This window comes from Aureibacillus halotolerans (assembly GCF_004363045.1).
GTDB lineage: Bacteria > Bacillota > Bacilli > Bacillales > DSM-28697 > Aureibacillus > Aureibacillus halotolerans.
The window spans coordinates 488,662-512,533 of the sequence record NZ_SNYJ01000001.1 but is presented as its reverse complement, the minus strand read 5'-3'; the positions used below and the strand labels follow the sequence as shown (position 1 = coordinate 512,533).

General features: G+C 44.3%; 21 protein-coding genes. 10 read left to right on the top strand and 11 right to left on the bottom strand.

The features are described 5' to 3' along the window. Window positions 1–59: 59 nt before the first annotated feature. The 3 genes from EV213_RS02235 (at window position 60) to EV213_RS02225 (ending at window position 3,924) form a co-directional block, all read left to right on the top strand. Complete coding sequence (locus EV213_RS02235) at window positions 60–2,108, top strand: TolB-like translocation protein (protein ID WP_133578839.1); 2,049 nt, start codon at window positions 60–62, stop codon at window positions 2,106–2,108. Between the two features lie 124 nt (window positions 2,109–2,232). Next, a complete protein-coding gene (locus EV213_RS02230) occupies window positions 2,233–3,336 on the top strand; it encodes a hypothetical protein (RefSeq protein WP_133578838.1) in 1,104 nt (367 codons plus the stop codon). A gap of 12 nt (window positions 3,337–3,348) precedes the next feature. Continuing rightward, entirely contained in the window at window positions 3,349–3,924 is a 576-nt protein-coding gene (locus tag EV213_RS02225; RefSeq protein ID WP_133578837.1) for a hypothetical protein, read from the top strand. A gap of 138 nt (window positions 3,925–4,062) precedes the next feature. Here EV213_RS02225 and EV213_RS02220 read toward each other — a convergent pair whose 3' ends face one another. Together EV213_RS02220 and EV213_RS02215 are read right to left on the bottom strand one after the other, a co-directional pair. Then, the gene (locus EV213_RS02220) at window positions 4,063–4,776 is read right to left on the bottom strand and encodes an N-acetylmannosamine-6-phosphate 2-epimerase (protein ID WP_133578836.1); all 714 of its coding nucleotides are present in this window, start codon (window positions 4,774–4,776) and stop codon (window positions 4,063–4,065) included. Beyond that, window positions 4,773–5,669, bottom strand: a complete 897-nt coding sequence (locus EV213_RS02215) for an ROK family protein (protein WP_166639125.1) — start codon at window positions 5,667–5,669, stop codon at window positions 4,773–4,775. The genes EV213_RS02220 and EV213_RS02215 overlap by 4 nt, the downstream gene beginning before the upstream one ends. Window positions 5,670–6,024: 355 nt before the next feature. On the opposite strand from EV213_RS02215, the gene EV213_RS02210 reads away from it, so the two are divergent. After that, window positions 6,025–7,233, top strand: a complete 1,209-nt coding sequence (locus EV213_RS02210; protein ID WP_133578834.1) for a nitrate/nitrite transporter — start codon at window positions 6,025–6,027, stop codon at window positions 7,231–7,233. A gap of 158 nt (window positions 7,234–7,391) precedes the next feature. Here EV213_RS02210 and moaC read toward each other — a convergent pair whose 3' ends face one another. Beyond that, a complete protein-coding gene (gene moaC / locus EV213_RS02205) occupies window positions 7,392–7,886 on the bottom strand; it encodes a cyclic pyranopterin monophosphate synthase MoaC (protein ID WP_133578833.1) in 495 nt (164 codons plus the stop codon). Window positions 7,887–8,411: 525 nt separating this feature from the next. On the opposite strand from moaC, the gene EV213_RS02200 reads away from it, so the two are divergent. Both EV213_RS02200 and EV213_RS02195 read left to right on the top strand, forming a co-directional pair. Continuing rightward, window positions 8,412–9,476, top strand: coding sequence for a hypothetical protein (locus tag EV213_RS02200; protein ID WP_133578832.1), 1,065 nt, complete (start codon window positions 8,412–8,414; stop codon window positions 9,474–9,476). Between the two features lie 146 nt (window positions 9,477–9,622). Further along, window positions 9,623–10,126 carry a hypothetical protein gene (locus EV213_RS02195; RefSeq protein ID WP_133578831.1) on the top strand — a complete coding sequence of 168 codons (504 nt, stop codon included), beginning with the start codon at window positions 9,623–9,625 and terminating at the stop codon, window positions 10,124–10,126. Window positions 10,127–10,256: 130 nt separating this feature from the next. Here EV213_RS02195 and EV213_RS02190 read toward each other — a convergent pair whose 3' ends face one another. From EV213_RS02190 to EV213_RS02180, 3 genes are all read right to left on the bottom strand, one after another. Further along, complete coding sequence (locus EV213_RS02190; protein WP_133578830.1) at window positions 10,257–10,979, bottom strand: amino acid ABC transporter ATP-binding protein; 723 nt, start codon at window positions 10,977–10,979, stop codon at window positions 10,257–10,259. Then, window positions 10,976–11,626: an amino acid ABC transporter permease gene (locus tag EV213_RS02185; protein ID WP_133578829.1), complete on the bottom strand. Its 651-nt coding sequence runs from the start codon at window positions 11,624–11,626 to the stop codon at window positions 10,976–10,978. The genes EV213_RS02190 and EV213_RS02185 overlap by 4 nt, the downstream gene beginning before the upstream one ends. A gap of 84 nt (window positions 11,627–11,710) precedes the next feature. After that, a complete protein-coding gene (locus EV213_RS02180) occupies window positions 11,711–12,517 on the bottom strand; it encodes a transporter substrate-binding domain-containing protein (RefSeq protein ID WP_133578828.1) in 807 nt (268 codons plus the stop codon). A 417-nt stretch (window positions 12,518–12,934) separates the two neighbouring features. Here EV213_RS02180 and EV213_RS02175 point away from each other — a divergent pair, with 417 nt between their 5' ends. Beyond that, entirely contained in the window at window positions 12,935–13,831 is an 897-nt protein-coding gene (locus tag EV213_RS02175; protein ID WP_133578827.1) for a glycoside hydrolase family 43 protein, read from the top strand. A gap of 319 nt (window positions 13,832–14,150) precedes the next feature. Here EV213_RS02175 and EV213_RS02170 read toward each other — a convergent pair whose 3' ends face one another. Then, window positions 14,151–14,858 (bottom strand): MerR family transcriptional regulator, encoded by a 708-nt coding sequence (locus tag EV213_RS02170; protein WP_133578826.1) that lies wholly within the window; start codon window positions 14,856–14,858, stop codon window positions 14,151–14,153. Window positions 14,859–15,017: 159 nt separating this feature from the next. Between EV213_RS02170 and uvrA the strand changes: the two genes are divergently transcribed. Further along, window positions 15,018–17,507 carry an excinuclease ABC subunit UvrA gene (uvrA, locus tag EV213_RS02165; RefSeq protein WP_133578825.1) on the top strand — a complete coding sequence of 830 codons (2,490 nt, stop codon included), beginning with the start codon at window positions 15,018–15,020 and terminating at the stop codon, window positions 17,505–17,507. 157 nt (window positions 17,508–17,664) lie between these two features. Here the strand turns inward: uvrA and EV213_RS02160 are convergent, their stop codons facing one another. The 3 genes from EV213_RS02160 to EV213_RS02150 form a co-directional block, all read right to left on the bottom strand. Continuing rightward, window positions 17,665–18,453, bottom strand: coding sequence for a sugar phosphate isomerase/epimerase family protein (locus EV213_RS02160; protein ID WP_133578824.1), 789 nt, complete (start codon window positions 18,451–18,453; stop codon window positions 17,665–17,667). Between the two features lie 321 nt (window positions 18,454–18,774). Further along, entirely contained in the window at window positions 18,775–19,398 is a 624-nt protein-coding gene (locus tag EV213_RS02155) for a cupin domain-containing protein (RefSeq protein WP_133578823.1), read from the bottom strand. A 230-nt stretch (window positions 19,399–19,628) separates the two neighbouring features. Continuing rightward, window positions 19,629–21,206 (bottom strand): choice-of-anchor Q domain-containing protein, encoded by a 1,578-nt coding sequence (locus tag EV213_RS02150; protein ID WP_133578822.1) that lies wholly within the window; start codon window positions 21,204–21,206, stop codon window positions 19,629–19,631. Window positions 21,207–21,398: 192 nt separating this feature from the next. Here EV213_RS02150 and EV213_RS02145 point away from each other — a divergent pair, with 192 nt between their 5' ends. Both EV213_RS02145 and EV213_RS02140 read left to right on the top strand, forming a co-directional pair. After that, entirely contained in the window at window positions 21,399–22,559 is a 1,161-nt protein-coding gene (locus tag EV213_RS02145; protein ID WP_133578821.1) for a TDT family transporter, read from the top strand. Between the two features lie 294 nt (window positions 22,560–22,853). Then, window positions 22,854–23,087, top strand: coding sequence for a hypothetical protein (locus tag EV213_RS02140; RefSeq protein ID WP_133578820.1), 234 nt, complete (start codon window positions 22,854–22,856; stop codon window positions 23,085–23,087). A gap of 36 nt (window positions 23,088–23,123) precedes the next feature. Here the strand turns inward: EV213_RS02140 and EV213_RS02135 are convergent, their stop codons facing one another. Beyond that, window positions 23,124–23,594: a hypothetical protein gene (locus EV213_RS02135; protein ID WP_133578819.1), complete on the bottom strand. Its 471-nt coding sequence runs from the start codon at window positions 23,592–23,594 to the stop codon at window positions 23,124–23,126. Between the last annotated feature and the right edge of the window lie 278 nt (window positions 23,595–23,872).

The following is a 23,872-nucleotide window of genomic DNA, read 5'->3' as shown; positions in this document are numbered from 1 at the left end:
TTTCCATCAATAAACCACCAAATCTATCTATCAAAAAACGTAATACGGGAGATGACAGTTTGAAGAAAATTTTCTTGGCTTTTGCAATGCTTATGATGTTTGTCGCTGGATGTTCTCAAGAAGCAGCACAGGAGGAGGAAAGCGAAAATACCGAGCAGCAGGAAGTGCCTACTGAGGAAGAAGGGGAAGTGACTGCATTAGAAACGACGGTGTTGTATGAACATGATTTCAATGAATTTGGAGAATACTCATTGCTTTCATTAGCTCCAAGCGTTGATGGTAGTGCTATTACGTTTACAGCGAATGAGGATATTGATAGCGATAGCGAGCATTATGAGATGTTCGTGAATCAGAAGAACGAAGTGATCCAAGGCACAGACCTGTCACAGGAGGAGACCGATGATAAGTATTGTTCGAGCCTCAGTCTTTCACCAGATGGGAAAAGCCTTCTATACAATTGTATTGAACTCAATATTGGATTTTCGATATACGATATGGAAAGTAAGAAAACTGTTCACCAAATGGAAGAAGGAGATACGTTCATCTCCGAACTCTATGGCATCTCCAATGATCGTACGGTGTATCTCAAAACGAGTGCTGTCGGTGACTCTGAAGCCTTGAGCCTTTATGATTCAAACACTGGTGAGATGACGCATTACCCTCTAGAAGAGCTGTTTCCAAATGAAGAATACCCATCACTGGATAAGATCTTTCCTACCACAGACGGCAGCAAAATTCTTTTAGATACGACGATTGCACTATACATGTTTGATGTGGACGAAGGAACAGCGGAGCCCATCGTGAACATTCTTCCTATTAGAGAAGAGCAAGACAATGAAGATATTTTTCTATACGACAGTGTTCTTTCTCCAAATGGGACGTATCTTTACTATGAAATAAGACATAATGACCAACACCCACAATACCAGACCTTCCATTTTCATAACCTCGACAGTGGTGAGGAGACGGTTTTAAGTGAATTGGACTATCGCTACATACGAAATATAGATAATCAAGGGAATGTATTGTTGAGAGGTTCAGAAGGCATCTTTTTGTACAATATTGATTCTGGAGACACTCGTATTGTTCCGGAGCTTTCAATATCCGGTGAGTACTACACGCTTACTGGAAATGGAGACTATATTTTTTACTCTGGAAATGAAAGTCATGAAGATGAAACTCATACGCAGTATTTGTACAAAGTGGCTCTTGGAGATTCATCGTCCTTTGCGACAACTGAGTTTCTTGGGACATTGGCCGGTCAAGAAGAAACGCCTGAAAAGAAAACATTTTCCCTCTATGACCATGATTTAGATGAGGTACAGATGCTCCAAGATATTTGGAATGAGAGAACATCAGTTGAGTACCCAACTCAGTTTCCTGAAACGGTTGAATCCATGGTGAAAAGCAGTCATTGGCATGGTGGTTCAGAACAAACAGTCTATGCGAAAAACTTTCGTTTTGCTGATTCAGAAAGAGAGGACCTTTCATTTTCGGCCAAGGTGCAAGATGATGAAACTAAAGGTTGTTTAGTGAATGATTTGACACTCATAGAGAACGTAGATGGAGTTGACTATTACTATCATAAGGGTGGCAACGATTATATTGAAATGGTCATTGATAAGAACAATGTCTGTTATGATTTTACGACGTATGAATATTCCAAAGAGGAAATGCTAGCAATCGGAAAGTCAATGAAACAAACTGACTCCGTTCCACATGGCATTCATCCAGAAGAATTCAAATACCCAACTCGTCTGCCAATAGAAAAGGCATTCATTGATGGAGGGGCTGTCGTATCGTTTGATGGCGAAAATACGATTGATTTTCATATTGATTACACTGGTGAACAAGAGTCCGATATACCGATAGAACTTGAGATTACGCCAACCGAACCATCATCGTTTTTGAATGAAGATTTTGGAGAAATTGTTGAAGTCGCAAACTGGCAAGATGGCTTTTTTAAGCTCGATAATCAGAGCCTGCATCTTTATGACGGCACCACCTATTATTCAATCGTTCCAGAGCCTTCGACGGATTTATTAGGAGAATACGGTGAGGAGGAAGTGAAGCGAATGCTTATTGAAATAGGTGAATCTATTCAATAAGTAGAGTCTAAAGGCAGTCTTTGAAAAAAATGTGTCAGTTGAGTGAAGCAAGAGATGGGTAAAGGCAGAGAGCCTTTGCCTATCTTTTTATCAAGTAAAATAATTGTTGAAAAGAGGTATCCCATTGGACCAAAAAACCATGCAATTTGAACAACAAGACCATAAGATATTTGAGTTCAATTGGGTGGGCTATGTGTATCTTTATTTGTCTGCCTTAATTTTAGCTATTTGCCTTACGTTATTGCCAATCTATACGTATGTGACTACTTCTTCACCGATGTCTCTTATTACAATGTTAGTGTACTTACCTGCTTTCCCGCTCTATAGGTGGCTTGTACGAACGTACAAGTATTTTATATGGTTTAACACAAAATTGAATACATATGCAGTGAAGGATGACATCCTGGAATACCGATATTATGACAAGCTGTCCAGAGAGACAAAGATCGACTCGATTTCTCTACAACAAATCGAAGAATGTCACATTGTTTTTTATGAGGCGAGACATTTCTTTGCATTGCAAACGAGTTCTGGGCACAAAAAGGGTGACGAAGAATCGAGTGTATTGCCTGCCTTGCATTTATCAACATCCAATGGTGTGGTTCCTGTCTTTTTAAAGCAAATGTCTTTAATGGATCAATGGGTGAACGTGCTAACAGTGAAGGGCATCTCGACGTTTATTCACACAGATGAAGTTGTGGATGAATCCCTAGAAGCTCTTGATAAAGCCACGATGGTGAATGGGGAAAAGCTGGACTTTGCTCACCACGAAAATGCGATCAAGCATGACATCGAAAACAGCCGTGAGCAGGCATTACTGCATAGAAGACAAACAGGTCGCTTACCAGCGATTACTCACTTTAGACCTAGACTCTTTGGTGTGATTCTTGCCTTGAATGTCCCGTTAGCCTTGCTTTCTTTTCTAGCTGTTGAACAGCTCATCCCAGATTTACTAGGATGGACTCACCTGCTAACATACGGCGCTGCCTATATTTTATATGTATACAACATGCAAAAGGCGACGTTTGTAAGGTCGCTCAAATTCATTCCGCTTTCGCTCGTGTGTACGTTTATTCAAATTGCCATTTTTGGAGATGGGGCATCCGGTGATTACCTTGCGATTAGCTTCTTCGGTGCGCAGATCGTCTTTTTTCTCTGTATCAAACTTTTTTTTACTATCGGAAAAAAAGTAAGAAGGCAATTTCCATCGGAGCATCAAGAATTGTAAAGGAGGAAAGCAATGGATTGGATAAAAATTCTTTTTGGATGGTCATTTTATGTACCTCTTACGTTGGCAATCGTTGCTTTTGTCGGGTTAGTCATTGGAAAATATTCTAGGGCTTCGGCAATTGGGACGTCTATAATCATCTTTTTTATCCCTTATTTATTCCTAAGTGTAATTGTTTCTATTTGGCACTTCAGTGAATGGGAGGAAGAGAAGGCGGATCAAAGGGTGCATGCTAATTTAGATGATGCCTACGAGGAACGAGTTGAGGGATACGATAATCTAACAAATCTACAGAAACTTATGCCATATACGGTTAGTTATACATACAAAGATGATGGGGGAGACATGGTCTATGAATATGACCTTTACGCAGGCAACTTTAATTCATCCTATGATTTTTATGGACAACTAAAGATCACCTATTTTTCCGACCAAGAAAAGGTCATTGATATTCATGTGTATGATGTGGAGATGGATGCAGGTGGTAAGACATTTATTAAGAACTTTAAACTAGACGATGAAATGCATACATACAGTTGGTCATGGCGCGAGACAGAACCTATTAACTTCGAAGAAGAAACAAACTGATTAGAGAGTATGCATAGATGTATTGCTTTGACAATCCATTCAAAAAGCAAGAAATCAACGGAGGAGCTAGCCTATTTACAATAAGGCGTAGCTCCTGCGCCATTTTTAAATACATTACCAAAACAAAAAAGCAGCTGATCAGCTGCCTTGTGACTCGCGGCTTGGATGAAAAACACTTTCGACGCTAGTGACAAATCGTTTCGTAATGAGCTGTGGGCGACTGATCGCTGAGCCAACTACAACCGCATGTGCACCTGCAAGCATCGCCTGTTTGGCATCTTCGGTCGTATGAATTTTTCCTTCAGCGATGACCGGAATGGACAGGGCAAGTGCAGCGTCCCGGATTAATGTGAGATCGGGGCCTTGCAGCTGTCGGGAATAAGGAGTATAGCCAGACAATGTCGTGCCTACACAATCCACACCAAGGGCCTCCGCTTGCTTCGCTTCCTCAAGCGTGGAGATGTCACCCATGACTAACACGCCTTGGCTGTGAATAAAGGAGATGAGCTGCTCCAATGTTCCGCCGCCTGGACGTGGTCGTGCGGTCGCATCTAAGGCAATGCAATCAATTTGGAGGGAGGTCAGTGCTTCGACTTCTTTTAAGGTCGGTGTGATAAACACGTCGCTGCCTGCGTACTCTTGCTTGATGATGCCGATTAGCGGTAGCTTCGTGGCGTTTCGAATCGCCTGAATATCGACGACCGAATTGGCACGAATCGCGGTGGCTCCGCCCATTTTGGCGGCAGTCGCCATTTTCGCCATGATATCGGCACCATGTAAGGGTTCTTCTTCTAATGCTTGGCATGAGGCAATGAGCTTGTGTTTAATGGTGTTGAAGAATGCAGTTGTCATTGGCGAATCGCCTCCCTGGCCTTCTGCATGGCTTGAAAATGATAAACGGCACCGAGCATGCCCGCTTGATTCCCTGAAGTTGCAAGAACCACTTTAGCCGCCATAGTCGGATGGACGTTCTTCAAAGCCTCTGTCAATTCATATAAAAAGGACGTTCCGCGTTGCGTGACGCCGCCCCCGATGACGATTTTTTCAGGATTCAGTATGTGGTCAACTGTTCGAATGCCAATAGCAATCGTGTGATAAAATGCCTCGACGAGCGGAACGACCAGCGGATGCTCTTGATCATAGAGCTGAAAGACATGCTCACCGTTTCGAATGGTCTCTTCTGGCAGCGCTTTCCGTACTTGATTGAGGAGCGCGTTGATGGAAGCTGTCTCTTCAAAGCCCTTCCCATTGATTGGCATATACCCCCATTCACCAGCGCTGAAGGCGTGTCCGCGATAGAGCGCTCCGTTAATAAATATCGCACCGCCGATCCCTGTACCTAATGTAAAGGCGACAAAGTGATCTGTTTTTTGACAGCTCCCTGCCCAATGCTCTGCGAGGGCGACGCAATTGACGTCGTTTTCCACTTCAACAGGCAACTTTGTAGCGTTCTCGACCGCGGTGATGATGGCACGGTCGGAATACCCAGGCATGGTTGGGCCGGCATCAGTGATGGACCCACACCACACATCCACTTGCCCAGCCGTACTAATCGCAATTCCCTCTACATCCGTGTTCGCTGACAGTTCTTTTGCTAGGTGGCAAATTCTCTGAACGACATAGGCCCCGCCTTTGTGCGCCTCCGTATCGATTGTATGACTGGAAAGCACTTGCTTACGGTCGTTAACGATACCGTACTTGATGGCTGTTCCCCCGACGTCTAATGCTGCGTAAGTTGTCCCCAATGGTACATACGCCCCCTTTGTTTGGCAGATCCTGTTCATTTAAATGGGGTTATTGTAAAAGCGATGTGTTTTATACAGCAAAGTATAGCAGAACAAAGAGGGAATCAGCAATAAAAATCCAATTTTCATATGAAAAAAGGACATTTTCTCCAAAAATCAGATGATGTCACTCTGTTAGGGAAGAACGATGCCGTTGCAAAGCCCTGTTGGCATTGGTTTTGCTTCCTTCTTCATTACGTATTGCAGCCCTCCATTCAGATTGATGGAATTTTCTGTGTGAATATATCTATCAATCAATCCGAAAAGCAATAACGAATGTGGTAAAAAGAAAGAAAGAGACAAGGAGAGGTGAAGCGTGGTGCGTCAAGCTTGGCAGCTGCCTTTGCAAACGTTAAATTTAATCGCTGCATTTATGGTCTGGTCGCTTTTGTCTGCATTGCTTCCATTCATACGTGACGACGTGCAAGTCGCTGATGAACATATGTCATTGTTGATTGCCACTCCTGTTGTTTTAGGATCGATTTTACGGATCCCCTTTGGCTATTATGCCAGCCTTTTTGGGGCAAGGGTTTTGTTCATTGTGAGCTTCCTTATGCTTGTTCCCCCTGTTTATTTGCTTAGTAGCGCTACAACAGTTCCGTCGCTGTTTGTAAGCGGGTTGCTCCTTGGGGTGGCGGGGGCGGTGTTTTCTATTGGGGTAACATCGCTGCCGAAATATTATCCAAGAGACCGTCACGGCCTAGTCAATGGCATCTATGGTGTAGGCAATATTGGTACGGCGGTGACAACCTTTTGTGCGCCAGTCATCGCCAGTTCAATTGGCTGGGAACGCACCATTTGGCTTTATCTCCCGCTGCTTACTCTCTTTGTCCTCCTCAACGTCATTGCAGGCGATCGCCATGAACCTCGCGTTCGAACGGGGATAAAACATCAGCTGGTGAAGGTGTATCGGAATGAGAAGCTCTGGCTTTTGTCTCTCGTCTATTTCATTACTTTCGGGGCTTTTGTGGCATTTTCCGTGTTCCTGCCTATTCATTTAGTCACCGTATTTAATCTCGCGAATGTTGATGCGGGAATGAGAACTGCAGGGTTTATCGCATGTGCAACATTGTTACGACCTTTAGGAGGCTGGCTTGCCGATCGCTTCCTACCGTTACGATTGCTCTTAGGAATTATCGCCGGATTTGTCGTCATGGCGTTGCTACTGGCGCTGTCAACGACACTAGTATGGTTTACTGTTGGTTGTCTGGCAATTGCATGCTTGTCGGGTCTAGGCAATGGGATCGTCTTTAAGCTTGTTCCTTATTATTTTCAGGAGCAGGCAGGGATTGTGAATGGTGTCGTGTCGATGATGGGCGGTCTTGGAGGTGTGTTTCCACCGCTAGTCCTTGGAGGGGTAAAGGCGTTAACCGGAGACTACGCCATTGCGTTTATGCTTTTGTCGCAGACCTCGCTCGCGGCACTGGTCTTTATTCTGTGGCTGCATAAGGTCGATCGAACGAAGGAGATCACGAAAAAACAACATCGTTTTATGTTGTCTGAGAGTGCGCTCCATGACAAATAGCCGCTATGTAGTTTTACAAGCGGCTTTAAATGAGTTCATCGCAATCGAAAATGTATATTGGCAGAACAGAGCATTTGTTGTCTGTATCAATTGGTCCAGTGGAATAGGCGAAGGGGGTATTTGCTCTCTTCAGCCTATTCACGGGTACCTCAAAAAGGCTATGCGTCGTCACGCTGAAAGCGACCATTTTGTCCGCCCGTTTTTGTCAGAAGCATCGTTTGACCAATCACCATCCCTTTGTCGAGTGCTTTGCACATATCATAAACTGTCAGCGCTGTCACCGAAGCACCTGTGAGGACTTCCATCTCAATCCCTGTGCTGCCCTTTGTTTTTGCCTCTACATCAATGACGAGCTCATAAATCTGGTTGGTTTCGTCTATCTGCCACTCAAAGGAAATGTCAATGCCCAGAACAGGGATAGGGTGGCACATCGGAATAATGGCAGACGTTTGCTTGACCGCCATAATGCCAGCCACCTGTGCAACGGCAAGGACATCTCCTTTCTTAGTTGTTTGCTCTTTGATTTGTATGTAGATGTCTTGATTAACGAAAATGGAAGTTCGCGCCTTCGCTGTTCGAACGGTCTCCGGTTTTGCTGAGACATCGACCATGCGCGCACGACCTTGCTCGTTTAAATGAGTGAACTCTTTCATAAATGCCTCCTATAGAGTACTTTTTAGTACGAGTAGGGTGATGAATAAAGTGTCGTTCGTTTTAGACGGACTCATGGTTTTTTGCTTCTAACTGAGTACACTTCTACTATTGATACACCGAAAAGGCTTGCTTCAGTTTTCATCCGTAGTATACCACGACAACGCACGGTAGGAATTGATCTCAGTGCTTGGGGTTCTAATCGTTTAGGTTTCTTAAGTCCTCATTAAAATTAGACCAGTCGATGACGTTTGTGTAAAAATGTGGTATAATTATTGAACTGAATTGCATTTTGCAGTGAGATAAGGCGTGTTGAAATGAAGCAGTCTTGATTAGGTGAGACGGGCATACAGAACAAACGTGACGCGTGAGGATCTCAAGCGTCTCTTATTCGTGTGGTTTTCTTTATTGAGAACATCATCTTCGTCATTTATCTGCTTTACATGTCAGCTGCTGTTTGAGATGCTGTTGAATTCTTGCGGTCCACCAACGTCAAAGTAAGGTGAGGCGAGCGATAGGAGACGTCGATGTCACACGTTGTATTTTATATATCAGATACAGATAGCCGGCACGCTATGAGAGATGTTGTCCTCATAGAAGCCCTGTTTTCCAAACATTCAGAGCTTCATATTACCATTGTACATACAGCCGAAAGGCGATATCTTTCTCGACGCTTATATCCGTACAGGGATCGTTTAACGTTTCGGACACTTGAGTGTCAGTTCGGTTATCGCTACCAGTTGGATGGGTGGACGTTATCTGAATCGAAAATGACCGAAGATTTCGAAACGTTATGTTTCGAATGGCCGGAATTGCTTGCTAATGAAACGGCATTTTTGCGTGATTCTGAAGCTCGCCTCGTCGTGAGTGATATAGAGCCGGTCGCATTTCCGGCAGCCCATGCAGCAGGGATCCCTTCGATAGGATTGTCTAATTTCACGTGGAGCACGGTCTATGAAGATTTATTTGGGAAAAATTCCACATTATTAGAAGATGCGTACGGGCATATGGACTGCTGGATTCGGCTTGAAGGACATCATGAGCCTGCATGGGGAAGGGATCAAACAGTCAATGCAGGCTGGTTCGGTGCGACTGAAAATACAAAGCGCATTCGACGCCTTCGAAGACGCTGGATGGCGCATGAAGAGAAAAAACAAATTGCTTATATTGACCTGGGCACAAAGGAAGACGAGTTTAAACTGCCAGCAGAATGGACGAATCGCCAAGATACCATGTTTGTCGTTTCCTCTGGGATGATGACGGGCAGTGCCAATGTCGTCCCTGTGCCAAAGTTTGAAAAAAATCCACAGGATTATATAGCAGCTTCGGATTGGGTGTTTACGCGACCAAACTGGACGACGGTGTCGACGGCTGTTTTGGCAGGTATTCCTCTCCGTCTCGTTGGGCAAACCGCGATGTACGATGTTCGCCATCTTTGTGCCACCGTGGAACTGAGCTATTTGGGAGAAACCCATCTTGTTCGAGATTGGTCTGAGATGAACGAAGTCCCTTTTACCGTGCCTGAGCGAAAAAAAGAAATGATACCGAATCAGCTGCCATTGATCATTGAAACGATAGAGCAAAGACTATAAATGTGGAAAAAGATGTTTCAAATGGAAGAAATGGAGGAATAGAAGAAAGAACGGCGTTAAATGGATAATATGGAAATTAAGAAACAATTTGTTGAAATGCCGTTCATCCAGAAACAAAAGCAGAAAATTAGAGGAGGAACGGTGTAGTGAAAAATTGGGTATTGGCTTTTGGATTGATGAGTGTGTTGTTTTTAAGTGCGTGTACATCTGCAGCAACCGAGGAAATTTTGACAGTGAATAATGAAGTGAGTGACATGCTTGATGAACAGGGTGTGGAATCAGATGAAGTTATCGCAAAGATGTATAATCAAAACACTTTGGAAGACGTGGAGCAATTGAATGAAACAGAATTACAGCCATTGCTTGACGAGATCGAAGCGATTATGACCTCGACGACTGTTGAAACCGAGGAAGCACAGGATTTGTATGAATTGCGGCAACAATTCTATGATCAATTCGTTCTAGTAACTGATTTGCAGATTGAATATGCTAAAGCAAGAGTGGATCCTGCCGTTTCAGAGGAAGAGTTCTTCAAAATAGAAGAAGAGCTGGATGCACAACTCACTGCTTATAATGAGTCTATGACAACTTTTCAAGAGGAAATGGAAGTTCTTGCAGAAGAGCATGACATAATATTCGAGGAAGATTAAGTGTCCGAATCCGAGGAATGACGTGAAGGCGCTCAATATAAAAAAGCCAGGAGAAATTATTCTCCTGGCTTTTTAAAATGGAGAAAGCAATGATGTAAAGGTCAGTGACCTAATAGACTTTTGAGTATTATTAGAGCACTTTGCTCAAAAAGGCTTTCGTTCGTTCATGAGAAGTATGTGTAAACACGCTTTCGGGCGTGCCTTCCTCCATGATCACACCTTCGTCCATAAAGAAAACACGGTCGCCCATTTCACGAGCAAAGCCCATTTCATGGGTGACGACAACCATCGTCATGCCTTCCTGGGCGAGGTTTTTCATGACGTCAAGCACATCGCCAACAAGCTCTGGATCTAGAGCGGACGTTGGCTCATCGAAAAGCATCACTTCAGGGTTCATCGCAAGCGCCCTAGCAATGGCGACCCGTTGTTTTTGCCCACCAGAAAGACTGGATGGATAAGCATCTGCTTTGTCGGCCAGGCCAACTTTTTCTAAAAGCTGCAACGCTTTTTTGTCCGCTTCCTCTTTATTAGCGCCTCTTACTTTTAAAGGCCCAAGTGTAATGTTTTGCTTCACCGTTTTATGAGGGAAGAGGTTGAAATGCTGGAACACCATCCCGACATTTGAACGAAGCTTATTAATGTCGGTTTTTGTGTCAGCTACATTGACGCCGTTCACGGTAATGTCTCCAGAGGTTATGTCCTCCAGTCGATTGATACATCGAAGAAAGGTACTTTTTCCCGAACCAGAAGGACCAATCACGCAAACGACTTCCTTTTCTGCGATCGATGCATTAATCCCCTTAAGGACTTCGTTTTTGCCAAATGACTTGTGTAAATTCTTAACCTCGATCATGCACGCTCAATCCTCCTTTCATAGCGTCTCAGAAGTATGCTAGATGGAATCGTAATAATAAGGTAGAAAACGCACACTAATGCAAATGTCTCAAAATACGAAAAGTCAGTTGCAGCAAATTGTTTTGCGTTATAGAGTAATTCGCCAACAGCAATTGCCGAAAGAAGGGAGGTATCTTTCAAGCTAATAATAAATTGGTTGCCGTAGGGGGGGATGATAAGCTTTAAAGCCTGTGGCCAAATAATTTGGCGCATCGTCTGATTGTGTGTGAGCCCAAGCGAACGGCCAGCTTCCATTTGCCCTTTATCAACGGATTGAATACCTGCTCTAAATATTTCAGCCAAATAAGCACCTGCGTTAATGGCGATGACAATAACACCAGTTGTTGTTTTATCAAGGTTTATGCCGGTCGCTTCTGAGATACCAAAGTAGATAAAAAAGATTTGCGCAAGCATCGGAGTACCACGAACGATTTCTATATAGATACTAGCTAAAAATAGGACGATTTTTGATCTTGATAAACGCATGAGTCCAAAAACAATACCTATCAATGTTCCAAAGAACATGCCAAGAATTATGATATAAAAAGTAATCCAAAAGCCTTCTAAAAGAAGGGGCAAGACTTGACTTAAATATTCAGCGGACATAAACTACGCCTCCTTAATCTAAATGTACCGGCTGCCGCAAGGGGCAGCCGGGAATGGATGGAAAATGAGGTGTTGGCGTAGCGGTTATTCACCAAACCATTTGGCATGAATTTCATCGTACGTGCCGTTGTCTTTTAAAGTTTGCAGAGCTGTATTCACTTGCTCTGTTAATTCGGACCCTTTTTCAAATACCATGCCGTAGCTTTCCCCTGTTAAGCGATCGCCAACAGCAAGGATCTTTCCGCCACCTTCTGTTTTGCTGTAGTACTGAACATTCGGAAGGTCATACAGCACGGCGTCGATTTTGTTCGTTAGCAATGACTGATAGGCTGTTGTAATCTCCGGATACGCTTCTACATTTGCATCAGGGAGTTCCTCTGCAAGGTACTCCTGACTCGTTGAGCCGGTTCTCGTCCCGACTGTTTTACCAGCAAGGTCCTCTACCGATTGGATCTCTTCATTGCCTTCTAGTACAGCTACTGTAAGTCCTGAATCATAGTAAGGGTCTGAGAAATCGACCTTTTCTTTACGCTCATCATTAATGGTAATTCCTGCAATCCCGATGTCATAACGACCTGTACTTACACCGGAAATAAGACCAGAAAATTCAATTTGTTCAAACTCGACATTAAATCCAGCTTCCTCTGCGATCGCTCTCATGAGTTCCACGTCAAAGCCTGTAAGCTCATCTGTTTCTTGATCAACAAATTCGAAAGGAACAAAGTTGTTGTCAGTGGCAACGACGTATGTTTCGCCTCCACTGTCCGTTGCTTCCCCATTACTAGAGCTGTCTGTGTTGTCTCCACTTGCGCCATCCTGACTGCTAGTTCCACACGCCGCAAGAACAACAAGCATGATGCCAAATAGCAGCATTCCCATCGTTTTCTTCATTCTGATTGACCCCCATTTTGTTTTTTTAACACCTTTTTTGGTGTTCTCGTTATAAGGTGCGTGTTCACAAATTATACACACCCCACAATGTTCACATTTTAACACAACCAGAAATAGGTTCAACTTTGGACTGCCATTAGGTCAAATTTCTTATGTTTGAATCTCTGACAATATGGTCAGTTTGGACTAACTAGAGAATTTTCTTCATGTTATTTTAAGACGATCAATATAAAGGATTGTCTAACGATGTTTGGGAGAGACGTTTAAACGTATACACAACATCTTAAGTTTCCTATGATAAGATTTAGCCAAGCAACGAACAAATGTTTTTAATGAAAGGGTTTTCGCAACAATTGTCGAACTGTGGAAGTGGCAACAGAAAAAGGATGACGAATATTTTAGAAACAGTAAGGAGAGATGGAATTGAGAGGAATCAAGAATCCTGTTGTAGATGGGTTTTATGCAGATCCAGAGGCAAGAACATATGGAGGAAAGCATTGGGTCTATGTGACACGCTCCATTACGGAGTATACAAAACAGATGAATCTAGAAGCATTTAGTTCAGAGAATTTAATTGATTGGGAAAAGCATGAGGGCATTATTGAGATGAAGGATTTTCCGTGGATCTGGAGAGCTGTCTGGGCACCAACGATCATTGAGCATAAGGGGAAATACTATCTTATCTTCGCTTCAAATGATATCCAGTCCGATGAAGAGACGGGCGGACTTGAGATCGCTGTAGCCGATACGCCTGAAGGACCATTCCGTGGCTACCTAGGCAAACCGCTTGTGGACAAGTTTATTTATGGTGCTCAGCCGATTGATGCTCATTTGTTCAAGGATGATGACGGGACCATTTATTTGTATTACGGTGGATGGAGACACTGCAACGTTGCCAAAATGAATGACGATATGACAGGATTTGAGCCTTTGCCAGACGGAGAAATCTTCCGCAGCATCACGCCTGATCGTTATGTGGAAGGCCCGTGCATGTTGAAAAAGGACGGCCTTTACTATTTTATGTGGTCGATGGGCAACTGGACAGACGGGTCTTACAGTGTGGGTTATGGCGTTAGTGAAAGTCCGTTTGGTCCATTTGAAAACAAAGGAACCGTCATCCAAAAGCAGGAACCCATCGCCGACGGACCGGGTCATCATGGCTTTTTGCATTTGGAAGATACAGACGAATGGCTGATTGTATACCATCGTCGTATCATCGGAGATCGCGATCCTGGAAGCCGCATTCTTTGTATTGATAAAATGGATATTAGGGATGGAGAAATTAAGCCCGTCACGATGACAACTGAGTGGTAATTTAGAAGTGAGACTGTCCGGAGCAATTGCGGGCAGTTTACTTTTTTGATGAATTGCTTGAATGATAATTGTATGCGGAAGGTGCTCGGTTCCGATGGCAAACTGCACAGATAAGCGTCAAAAGTGTTCGGCTATCGTCATAACCTGCGCGAACAAGCTGCAAGTGTGCGGAAAATGCCTGACCCTGCGCGGATAGGGGAAGGAAGTGCTCGTATAACGTCATAAACTATTCGGGTACGAAGGTGAACTGCTCGGAAAAGCAGTCGCTTCACATATTCTTGCGAGAAACAGGACGATACCTAGGCACAAGGCGAAAACGTCATGAATCAACAAGCCCAAGCACCTTGGCAAGCGCCAACACAGCGGCACTGCCTTTAAGCTGGTGAAGAATCATTCGATCAAGAAATAAAATGGATTCTCTGGCAATTTTAGATGCATTTTCAATATGATCCACATCCACTTCTGAGAGGAGATGTTGAATTGTAGCTAGTGGTTGACCGGTGAGACGCAGTGTGCGGATAAGAAGAATCTTGCGTACATGCGTGTTTTCAATAATACGGTAGCCATTTTCCTCGTTTCGTGGCAGTTCCAGAAGTCCTTCCCGTTCCCAATGGCGGATGGCCGAAGTGGCGACACCTGTATCTTCTGCCACTTCCCCAATCGATCCCCACTGTTTTTGGTCATTTGCCTCTAGGTGATGAAGCACATCGGTTTCTAGCAAATGAATGGTGCGTTCCGCGAAACGTTTGTCTTCAGCAAGAGCTGCCTGTGATTCGTTCAGTGCCCACAATGCAGCAGTAAGCTCTCCTGCGCGAACATGAAGCAACATCTCCTTGGCGACATCCATGCCGAACCCCGGGAGCAGCGTGCGCAAACATGTAAAGTAGGCCTCATGAACCTCCGTATACACTCTGTAGCCGTTAGGCAGTCGTTTAGCAGGTGGCACAATTCCCCAGCTCTCATAGTGACGAAGAGCACTCGTCGTGATGCCAAGCTTTCGTGCAATCTCAATCGGTCGTATTCCCATCCTTTCTCCTCCTTCAAACCTTCTATTAAAAGTTTAAAGTCCTGTGACGGGTTTTGGCAAGCAAAGGCATGAGGTGTCACTAAATGTTTTTCTGAAAAGGGGGCTTGCATCAATGTTGTATGGTAAAAATGGTATTGTGAAATGAAGAGGAGGCTGACCATGAACGACGTAATCTCGATTAAAGGGGCAAGGGAAAACAATCTCAAAAACATCTCTTTGGACATTCCAAAGCAAAAGCTTGTCGTGCTGACAGGACCCTCTGGTTCGGGAAAATCAACGCTCGCTTTGGATACGTTGCAACGCGAATGCCAGCGTCAGTATTTGGACTCCATGGGGATGGTGTCGCCGTGGGAGAATAAGGCCCGGGTTGCTTCCATTAAAGGTTTGTCGCCGTCAATTAGTGTCGGGCAGCATGTGACAAATCGGAGTCCACGGTCGACGATTGGGACAGTGACCGACGTGTATACGTTGCTGCGAATCGTGTATGCCAAGCTTGGTATTCGTCCTTGTCCATCCTGTGGGAAATCGATTCCGCCAGCCTTCGGTGAAGCACGTGTTGCGGATGACGAGGAAGACATGTTTGGGCAAAAACGCGAGTGCCCAAGCTGTGGGCATATTGTTGAAGGACTGACGATGTCGCATTTTTCCTTTAATAAGCCGGAGGGTGCTTGTGGAACCTGTAGTGGGCTTGGTCATACGATGGATCTCAAGCTGGAGACAGTGTTTGACGTAGAGCGTAGTGTCATGGCTGGTGGTGTGTTGATTTGGTATGAAGGCTACCTCTCTTATAGTCTGACCAACCTTCAATCAGCGGCAAAGCACTACGGACTTTCCTTTGATGCCGAGAAACCTATTAAAGACTTGAGTGCTCCACAGCGTGATCTGCTGTTTTATGGTGTGGAAAGCGAAGCGTTTGTGGCTCATTTTCCAGACGTTGCCCCTCCGAAAACGGTTGGCAAAGGCAAGTTTGAAGGCGTCGTCACAGGCATTTGGCGAAGGTACCAAGAAAAAGGGGGCGGTGAAACGGCTGAATCCGCCATGTTCCGAGAGCAGCTCTGTCCATCTTGCCATGGCACAAAGCTGAAAGAAGAAAGCCGACGTGTAAAGGTAGGCGGCACGTCGATTGATCAAATTTCCTCAATGACGTTAAAAAACGCGCTCGCCTGGGCCAAAAACACCACGTCCACTTTGGATGAAGACGCGTTGCTGCTGGCAGAATCTCTGCTTCATGATATGGAGACAAGAATATCGCGTCTGCTACAAGTAGGCATTGGCTACATGACGCTTGATCGACAGGTGATTACACTTTCAGGTGGTGAGTCGCAGCGGTTGCGTCTCGCTTCTGTGTTAGGCTCTGGGCTCACGGGGGTGCTGTATATCCTTGATGAGCCAACAGCAGGATTACATGCGAGCGACCGCGAGGCGATGATTCAAGTGCTTAAGGATCTTCGTGACCTCGGCAATACAGTGCTTGTCATTGAGCATTCTGTAGATGTCATCGCTGCAGCTGATCATATTATCGATATGGGTCCTGGTGCAGGAAGCCAAGGGGGGCAGGTCATCGCGGAAGGAACGCTCCATGAATTAATGAACAACCCTGCCTCCGTAACTGGCGCGGTGTTTAAAGGACGTTCCGCACAGGAGCGGGTACAAAAGCGCAGGAAGGGAATTGGAAGACACATTCTTATAGAGAAGGCATCGGCAAGAAACCTCAAGCAGGTAGACGTCGCCCTTCCACTAGGAACAATGATGTCCATCACAGGCGTCTCTGGTTCAGGAAAATCAACCTTGATGTACGAAGTGTTTGCAGCGTCCATTCAACACGGCACAGCAGAAGGTTGCGAGCAATTGACAGGCTGGCCAGAGGAGGCACAGCTCGTCACTGTGAGTCAGTCGCCTATCGGCCGAATGCAGCGATCGAATGTGGCAACATTTACGGATGTGTACACGCAAATGCGCAAATGGTTTGCTTCTTTTCCAGAAGCGAAAGCACGTCAGCTGACTGCAAAGCATTTCTCCTTCAACACAGCTGGGGGACGTTGCGAAGAATGCAACGGGCTTGGTGTCGTCTCCATTCATATGCATTTTCTTCCGGATATTGAAGTCAAATGTCCAGTATGTAAAGGGAGAAGGTTCAAACAAGAAGTGCTTGAGGTGACGTATGAGGGCCGTAACATTTCTGATCTTCTCGATATGACCGTGGAGGACAGTTTGGACATCCTACAAGGTCATCCTAAAATGCTAGCAGCCACGTCGCTGCTTCATGATGTAGGACTTGGTTACCTGCAATGGGGGCAATCCCTTAATACGCTGTCAGGTGGAGAAGGCCAACGCTTAAAGCTGGCGAAGGAGCTCAATAAGCCGTCCAAGCAGCATAGCGTATACGTCCTTGATGAGCCAACAACAGGTTTACACATGGTTGATGTCGACAAACTGAAAATTCTCCTCGACCGATTGGTTGATGCCGGGAACACCGTCATTCTCGTAGAGCATCATCTCGATTTGATTTGGCAATCAGATTGGGTCATCGATATTGGTCCAGGCGGAGGAGAAGAGGGTGGTCAAGTCGTCGCCATCGGTACCCCAGAGGATATCGTCAAGGAACCAAGTTCATTAACAGGTCAATATTTGCAACAGATGTTCTTATAGAAACATGGAAAGCCCCCTTCAGCACAATGTGTAGAAGGGGGCTTTTAGTTGACTAATGTTCCATTAAACGTTTGTCTTTCGAGACGTTAAGCCTTGGTAGGCGTCGAATTGCCATGCGGGCAATGAGCACCGGACAAGGCAAAGCAAGCGTTTCTCATCAGCCTGACGTTTTGTTGGCGCCCTGCAGAAGTACATCCTTTAAAAATTGAGCACTTTCCTTAGCATCAGACGCAAAATTTTTCGTTTGGCATTCCACTGACACCATGCCATCGTAATTAATAGCATGCAGATTTTTCACAAATTCTTGGTACGGATAGTGTCCACTGCCAGGATGTAATCTTCCTGTGTCTGCCACATGAATATGAGCGAGCCAATCTGCGTGGGTGACAATTTCACTTAGTGGCTCATCGTCTTCATCCATATGATAGAAATCAGCTAACACACGAATTTTTGGCGAATTGACCTGTTTAGCAAATTCCACAGCCTCTCCAACGCTATTAATAAGATTGGATTCCTTTTTGTTTAAAGGCTCAATTGCCAGTGTTACATTGGTCGTTTGAAAGGCTTCGTCGATATTACGTAGCAAGGAAAGAAATTGTTCATCCGCACGCACATGCTCAAAGTCTTCAGGCACATTTCTTGAACGACCGCTTCCGAGCACGGCAATGGATGCACCAATCTCTTCAAGTGCAGCTGCTGCTCGCTTTACATACTCCTTGACTCTCAAAGTCGGTACATCATTGCCAACGACATGGATGTCGCCAGGGAAAAACAAGTTAAAGGCACTAGCTGGTAGCACTGCGTTCTTATGTGCCTCAATTTGTTGTCTACATTTGTCAGTATCCTCAACCTGTAGAGAAGAAATTCCACATTCAATGTAATCGAACCCAGCTTCACGCAAAACTTCAGCATCAGAAACAGGGGCACACCAACCCAATTGAATCATCCGTGCTCACTCCTTAGTATGTAGTCGAATACAAGTAGAAAATACCCGAAAATTCAAATGTTATTTATGGCTACATTTTTTCATAAACTGGATGAATATGCAAGCGTTTACGTATAAGAATTATCGGAATTATTATACAAGGGAGACGGGATATCTTTTAAAACTGAGTGTACGGGTCCTATCCTAGCTGCTCGAGTAAATAAAGTAACATACATTTGGAACGCTCGTTTTCTTGATCACTAGAAGAAAAAAGTAACCCGCCTGTTGAGTTAGCACTCCGGCGAATTACTTTCGTTACTGCATGAAACATCGTTCATACGTTTAACTCGGCGATTGAAAATACTGTTCTGGGGGGTAGCTGTGTAAAGGCACTTGTTGACGATACACAGGAGAATTTTGGACCCGAGGTTGTTGGCAATCTGCTGGTGGGCCGATGACAACGGTGTCTTTGAGCGGTTCAAAGGCTTTTTTCACCGTTTGTTGATTTAAGCAATAGGTTCTTGCCAACGCTTCTGGTGGTGTGAACCGCAAAATGTCCGAGCCATAAATGACTTGTGGAATTGGCGCATCAAAAATGGCGAGAAAATGAGTGCCATCTTCTCTTGCTGTAATGTAATGCCACCAGCCTTGTGGAACGCTGGCTGCTTGCTGAGCGCTTAGTGGATAATGCTTAAATTCTAACGTGTACGGATTAAAGATAGAAACGATCACACTTCCGCTGGCGACATAAACGAGCTCTGACGCGTTCTGGTGAATATGGGGCTCAATAATATTACCTTTGCTGAGAAACACATCAAGCATCGAGACATTCCCTAGAGTATTGAGCTGCTGGGATGTCAGTGCGTAAATGTAATTCCGATTGTTTTTCCTGAATAGGGTGTTTTTGGTTAGATCATACGTAAACTTGGTCGACGGGGAAGTAAAATCCATATAGGACACAGCCATCGCCAACACCTGCCCTTCGTAGTTGTTTGTAGCACTATATGCAGGATGCCTTGGATGGGTGAATGCCTATTATTCTCTTTGTCAGCGGTCTAATAGGATGCTTGATGACTATACATTGAGCATAGGGTATTGCTCCTATTTGTAGGCTTTGTCAGGGGGAAACCATTTGTCTACAAAAAAACAGGAGCGTACTGATTGTTGCCAATCAGATACGCTCTTTTTTCAAGAAATTATTTTTCCATTTCAAAGGCCCCAAGATCGACCTTGTCTCCAACCAATCGTGGCTGACCTGAATAATCGACATCTCCGAGGGGAACGGAGTCTATCCCTTGATCGATAGCTGGAGAGTCCGATTCTATGCGGAAGTTTTCTTGGTCCTCAGAAATAAACAACGGGTCGGCAAAAATGGAGTTGGCGTCGTTGTCTGTTTGTGCTTGGTACTCATTCATTCCTGTATAAAGCTCGTTTTTCCACAGCCAACGCGCATCGTAAGTGTTACCCGAAGTGGTGAAATACAAATTGTTGTCTACGATATTCCCTGTGTTTTCCGTAAATCCATTCGAGATAAGCAGAGCGCCTTCTCCCGCGATCATAATGTTATTCACGATGGCGTTGTTTTTCGTGCCGTACTGCAACAGTAATTGGCCACCCCATAAGTCTTCCGTATCGTTCATGTACAAGGTGTTGTTGCTTACTTGTGAATCAATCGTTGTCCCACGCTCTGTATCGTATCCGCCAAGCGCGATGCCAGTAAAGTGGTTATGGCAGACAAGGTTGTTGCGAACAATGACGTCGCTCGTCGTTTTTCCAAGATGCTCACTTGCAATTTCAATGCCGATGTCATTTCCACAGCTCTTGTTTTGCTCAATCACAATGTGCTTGCCACCGTCAACATAAATCCCATCAGCACCAAAGGAATCGTTCGGAAGATCCGTGCCATAGGAGGGGTTATTGGTTGATGTGATATTCGTGACTATATTGCCTCGGATAACGCCATTTCGCGCCTGATCATACGCTTCGTCAGGGACCATGCCTTCAAAGCCAATGGCATCGATGCCAATATTGTCATTGTTTTTCACGATGTTGTTTGTAATCGCAAACGTATCAACGTTTCCATTCACGACCAATGATTCACTTGAGCCGAGTACAAGATCCGTTAGCGTGTTCCCATCAATCGTTACATGACGCAACGCCTCAGGGGCTTCTGTGCCAAAAACGGCAATGCCATGTGCATCTCTTCCGGAAAGGTCATCGCGTACCTTGGCATGGGATTCAATCGCGTGAACATAATTGTTTAGTAGTTTAATTTTCGTTCCTGAGCCATACACATAGATTCCAATAGGTACTTTATCAAGAGTTGTTGTTTTATAGTTTCGTACCTCAAAGCCATCAATTGTCACATAGCTGGAGGACCCAATTTCGATCAACCCTTCACCGCCACCAACAGACAGACCAGAGCCATCGATAATGGCATCATGCTTATTTGGATAGCTTGTGAATGTGATCGGTCCAGCAGATGCGGAGCCTGAGTCGTAGATCCGCAGCTTTTCATTGTATACGCCAGGCAGGACACGAACCGTACTTCCGGCAGGAACGTTGTAAGAGGCGTACTGCAAAGTTTTCCATGCCGATTCTGCTGTGCGACCGTCGTTGTCATTGTTTCCATCGACGGAAACATAATAGAATGTGGAGGCGGAAACTGCTCGCTCAGTCCCAGAAAGTCCAGTTGCGAATACTATGATGGCGAAAATAAAGCTAATGGCAAGAGTGTTCTTAGGGATGCAATTTGATCTTGTGAACCATTTCATAGAAATTCAGCTCCTTTTTCCATTCATGTCATTTTTTCAGCCTGCTTCTTAGAAATTATCGACATCCACACAAAGAAATGAACAGCTTCAGAGAAAGATAGTTCCAAAGCATGATGGGTGGCTAAATAGAGATTCTCGAAATCACTCTTCGCCGGCATCCAATGAACGAGATGAAAGAACGTGGTACACTTAATGATAGTGAATGAAAAAAGAAATGAACTGTTGGAAGTGGGGGAGCTTACGGTGAACGTCACAGCATGGATTTTTTTCATCCTGCTTTTTTTTGTGTGTTGGCTAATACGAACCTTTACTCTGCGCAAGCAGTCTGTTAATACTGCCTCGGGGGCCATTGTTATGGCGCTAGGGATTTTCTTAAATGGCGCGGCGCATCATTTTGCTTTCCTCAGCAAGTGGGACGTGTATCTTGTGTTGCTATTGTTTGTCATCTGGCTATTTATTGCGATGTCCTTTTTTACGTTGGCCATTCGTAAGGAGTTGGGGGCAACGCATTTAAGTGATCCGATACAAACGTTTGCTGTGGGGACATGGATTGCAGGCACTGCAGTATGCGCAACAATCATGGCACAACGATTACCTGAATTTATTTGGATAGCGCATAGCTTGGCGATGTTTTCAGTCGTTTTGTGGATCTACTATCTGGGTTTGTCGCTGAGAAATTTTCAGAGAATCTGGAAGAAGGGTTTGTATGCAAAGGTTCATGGCGTCGTGCTGCTGTCCACGGTCAGTACACAGTCGCTCGTCATTTTGTTTAAGACGTTGTATACCGACTTGATACCGAACGCTGTGTATGTTGGCCTCATCAGTTTAGGTGTTGGCTTTTATGTGCTCGGTTTTGCATTGCTTCTAAGAAGATACTTGTTTTTACGTCGCTGGAATGTGTGTGAGGATTGGGCAAATACGAACTGCATCCTGCACGGAGCGATGTCAATCTCAGGCTTGGCGATATTGATTTCTGGGGCGATCCCAGCCGATATTGGTGTCATGATCTGGCTTTGGGTCTTGCTTTGGTTTGTCATCGTGGAAGGCATTGAAGTGTGGCGAGCAGCCGCGCGCATTAGGAAATATGGCTGGGTGGAAGGCATAGGCAGCTACAATGTCTCCCAATGGTCGCGCAATTTTACCTTTGGCATGTTATACGCCTTTACGTTAACCCTGCACTTCTCACATACCGCTTTTGGCCAAGTGGCTGTGCTGTATGTCGTGAAGGATGTCATTGTAGATTATCTCGTGTGGTTGATTGTATTGCTCTTAATCAATGAATGCTTGCTATTCATGAAGAACAACTTTGTGTTTGGTGGTAGCAAACATAAGGTACAAGAAAGAAGTCGTTAAGGGAGGCGGCTTTCATCATGCAAAACGGCTGATGGAAGCTTAGTCCTTAAATGGATAAGGTCCTGAAAAATGAGCTTGCGAAAAGGGTCTACAAGTGCCGATGGTTCACGAGTTTTATCTCATTTTAAATTAGGAGGATATGAGGTCTTTTTCGAAAGGAATAAATGACAACCCTGCCGTCATTGACTCTGTTGTCCTTCATGATGAGTTAGTTATAAAAATTGGATTCCGAGTAAAAACCCCGAATTTTCTAGTAGTTCTCCCAGTCAAGGCATAAATTATACAGGTGTCACCTTGTTTGACCACGAATCTGCAAGTATTGCAAAACGTATCTTTAGAAACCTTTTCCAAAACGCACCAGAGCATGTGGAACGAACAGGTGAATACTGGAATGATGATAATGGTGATGGGCATTTCGACACAATTACATGTTGTCGCGATGAGATCGTACAGCTATTTGATAAACTCGTCTCGTTTTCTGAAAAACTAGCAGATAAAACCCATTATCTTTATCATTGCGGTATTTGAGTTAGATATCATTGCCCGTTGGTGGCAAAATATGGACTAATCGTTCATTAGACGATTCAACATCCTCAGTTTACTTTGATCTTTGTTATTATTCTTCGTTCTCCTGTACCCATCTAATACCGACTTATTATAAACCTTAAGGTAATCGGGAAGAGTTAGTAAATAGTATCTAGCACCTGAATCCTCAAACACCTCTAAATTATGATAGTCAACATCTGCAAAAGGTTTTAAGTCTTCTATATACGCGATCCCTATTTTTATAGTCTCTTTCTTAAACTCATGTTCTCGTAAATCAACCATTTGGTATCCTTGCTGTTCTATTACATCTTTTAGATCATTCCACTTCTCCTCTAAAAAGACCTGAGGAACAAGGAGGTCAATGTCTTTTGGAGAAAAGTCAATGCCCGTTACCCTTTCAAGTCCAAGCGACCCATATAACAATGGAACAATATCTAACTCTTTATTAAGAGTTTTCATCATGTTAATAAATTCATGATATAAATGCATTTAGTCTGCACTCCTATACTCGTTTGTAGTTGGTTTAGTTTATAACTCACCTTTCGCAGAGCAAAAAACACTTTTCATGTTGACTGTGCCTGAGTTGAAGCAGTGTAATATAGATCTATTGACAATTTAAAAACATGTGTAAATAGAGAGAGGCTAATGTTCACAATCCTGCTGTGTAGTGCAAAACAAAAGTGCATAACTTTGCAAGCCAATATTTCGTTGCAACTTTACATGGAGAGTTGGGCGTGCTAGCCTATTCGGCTAAGCCAATGCCTTAT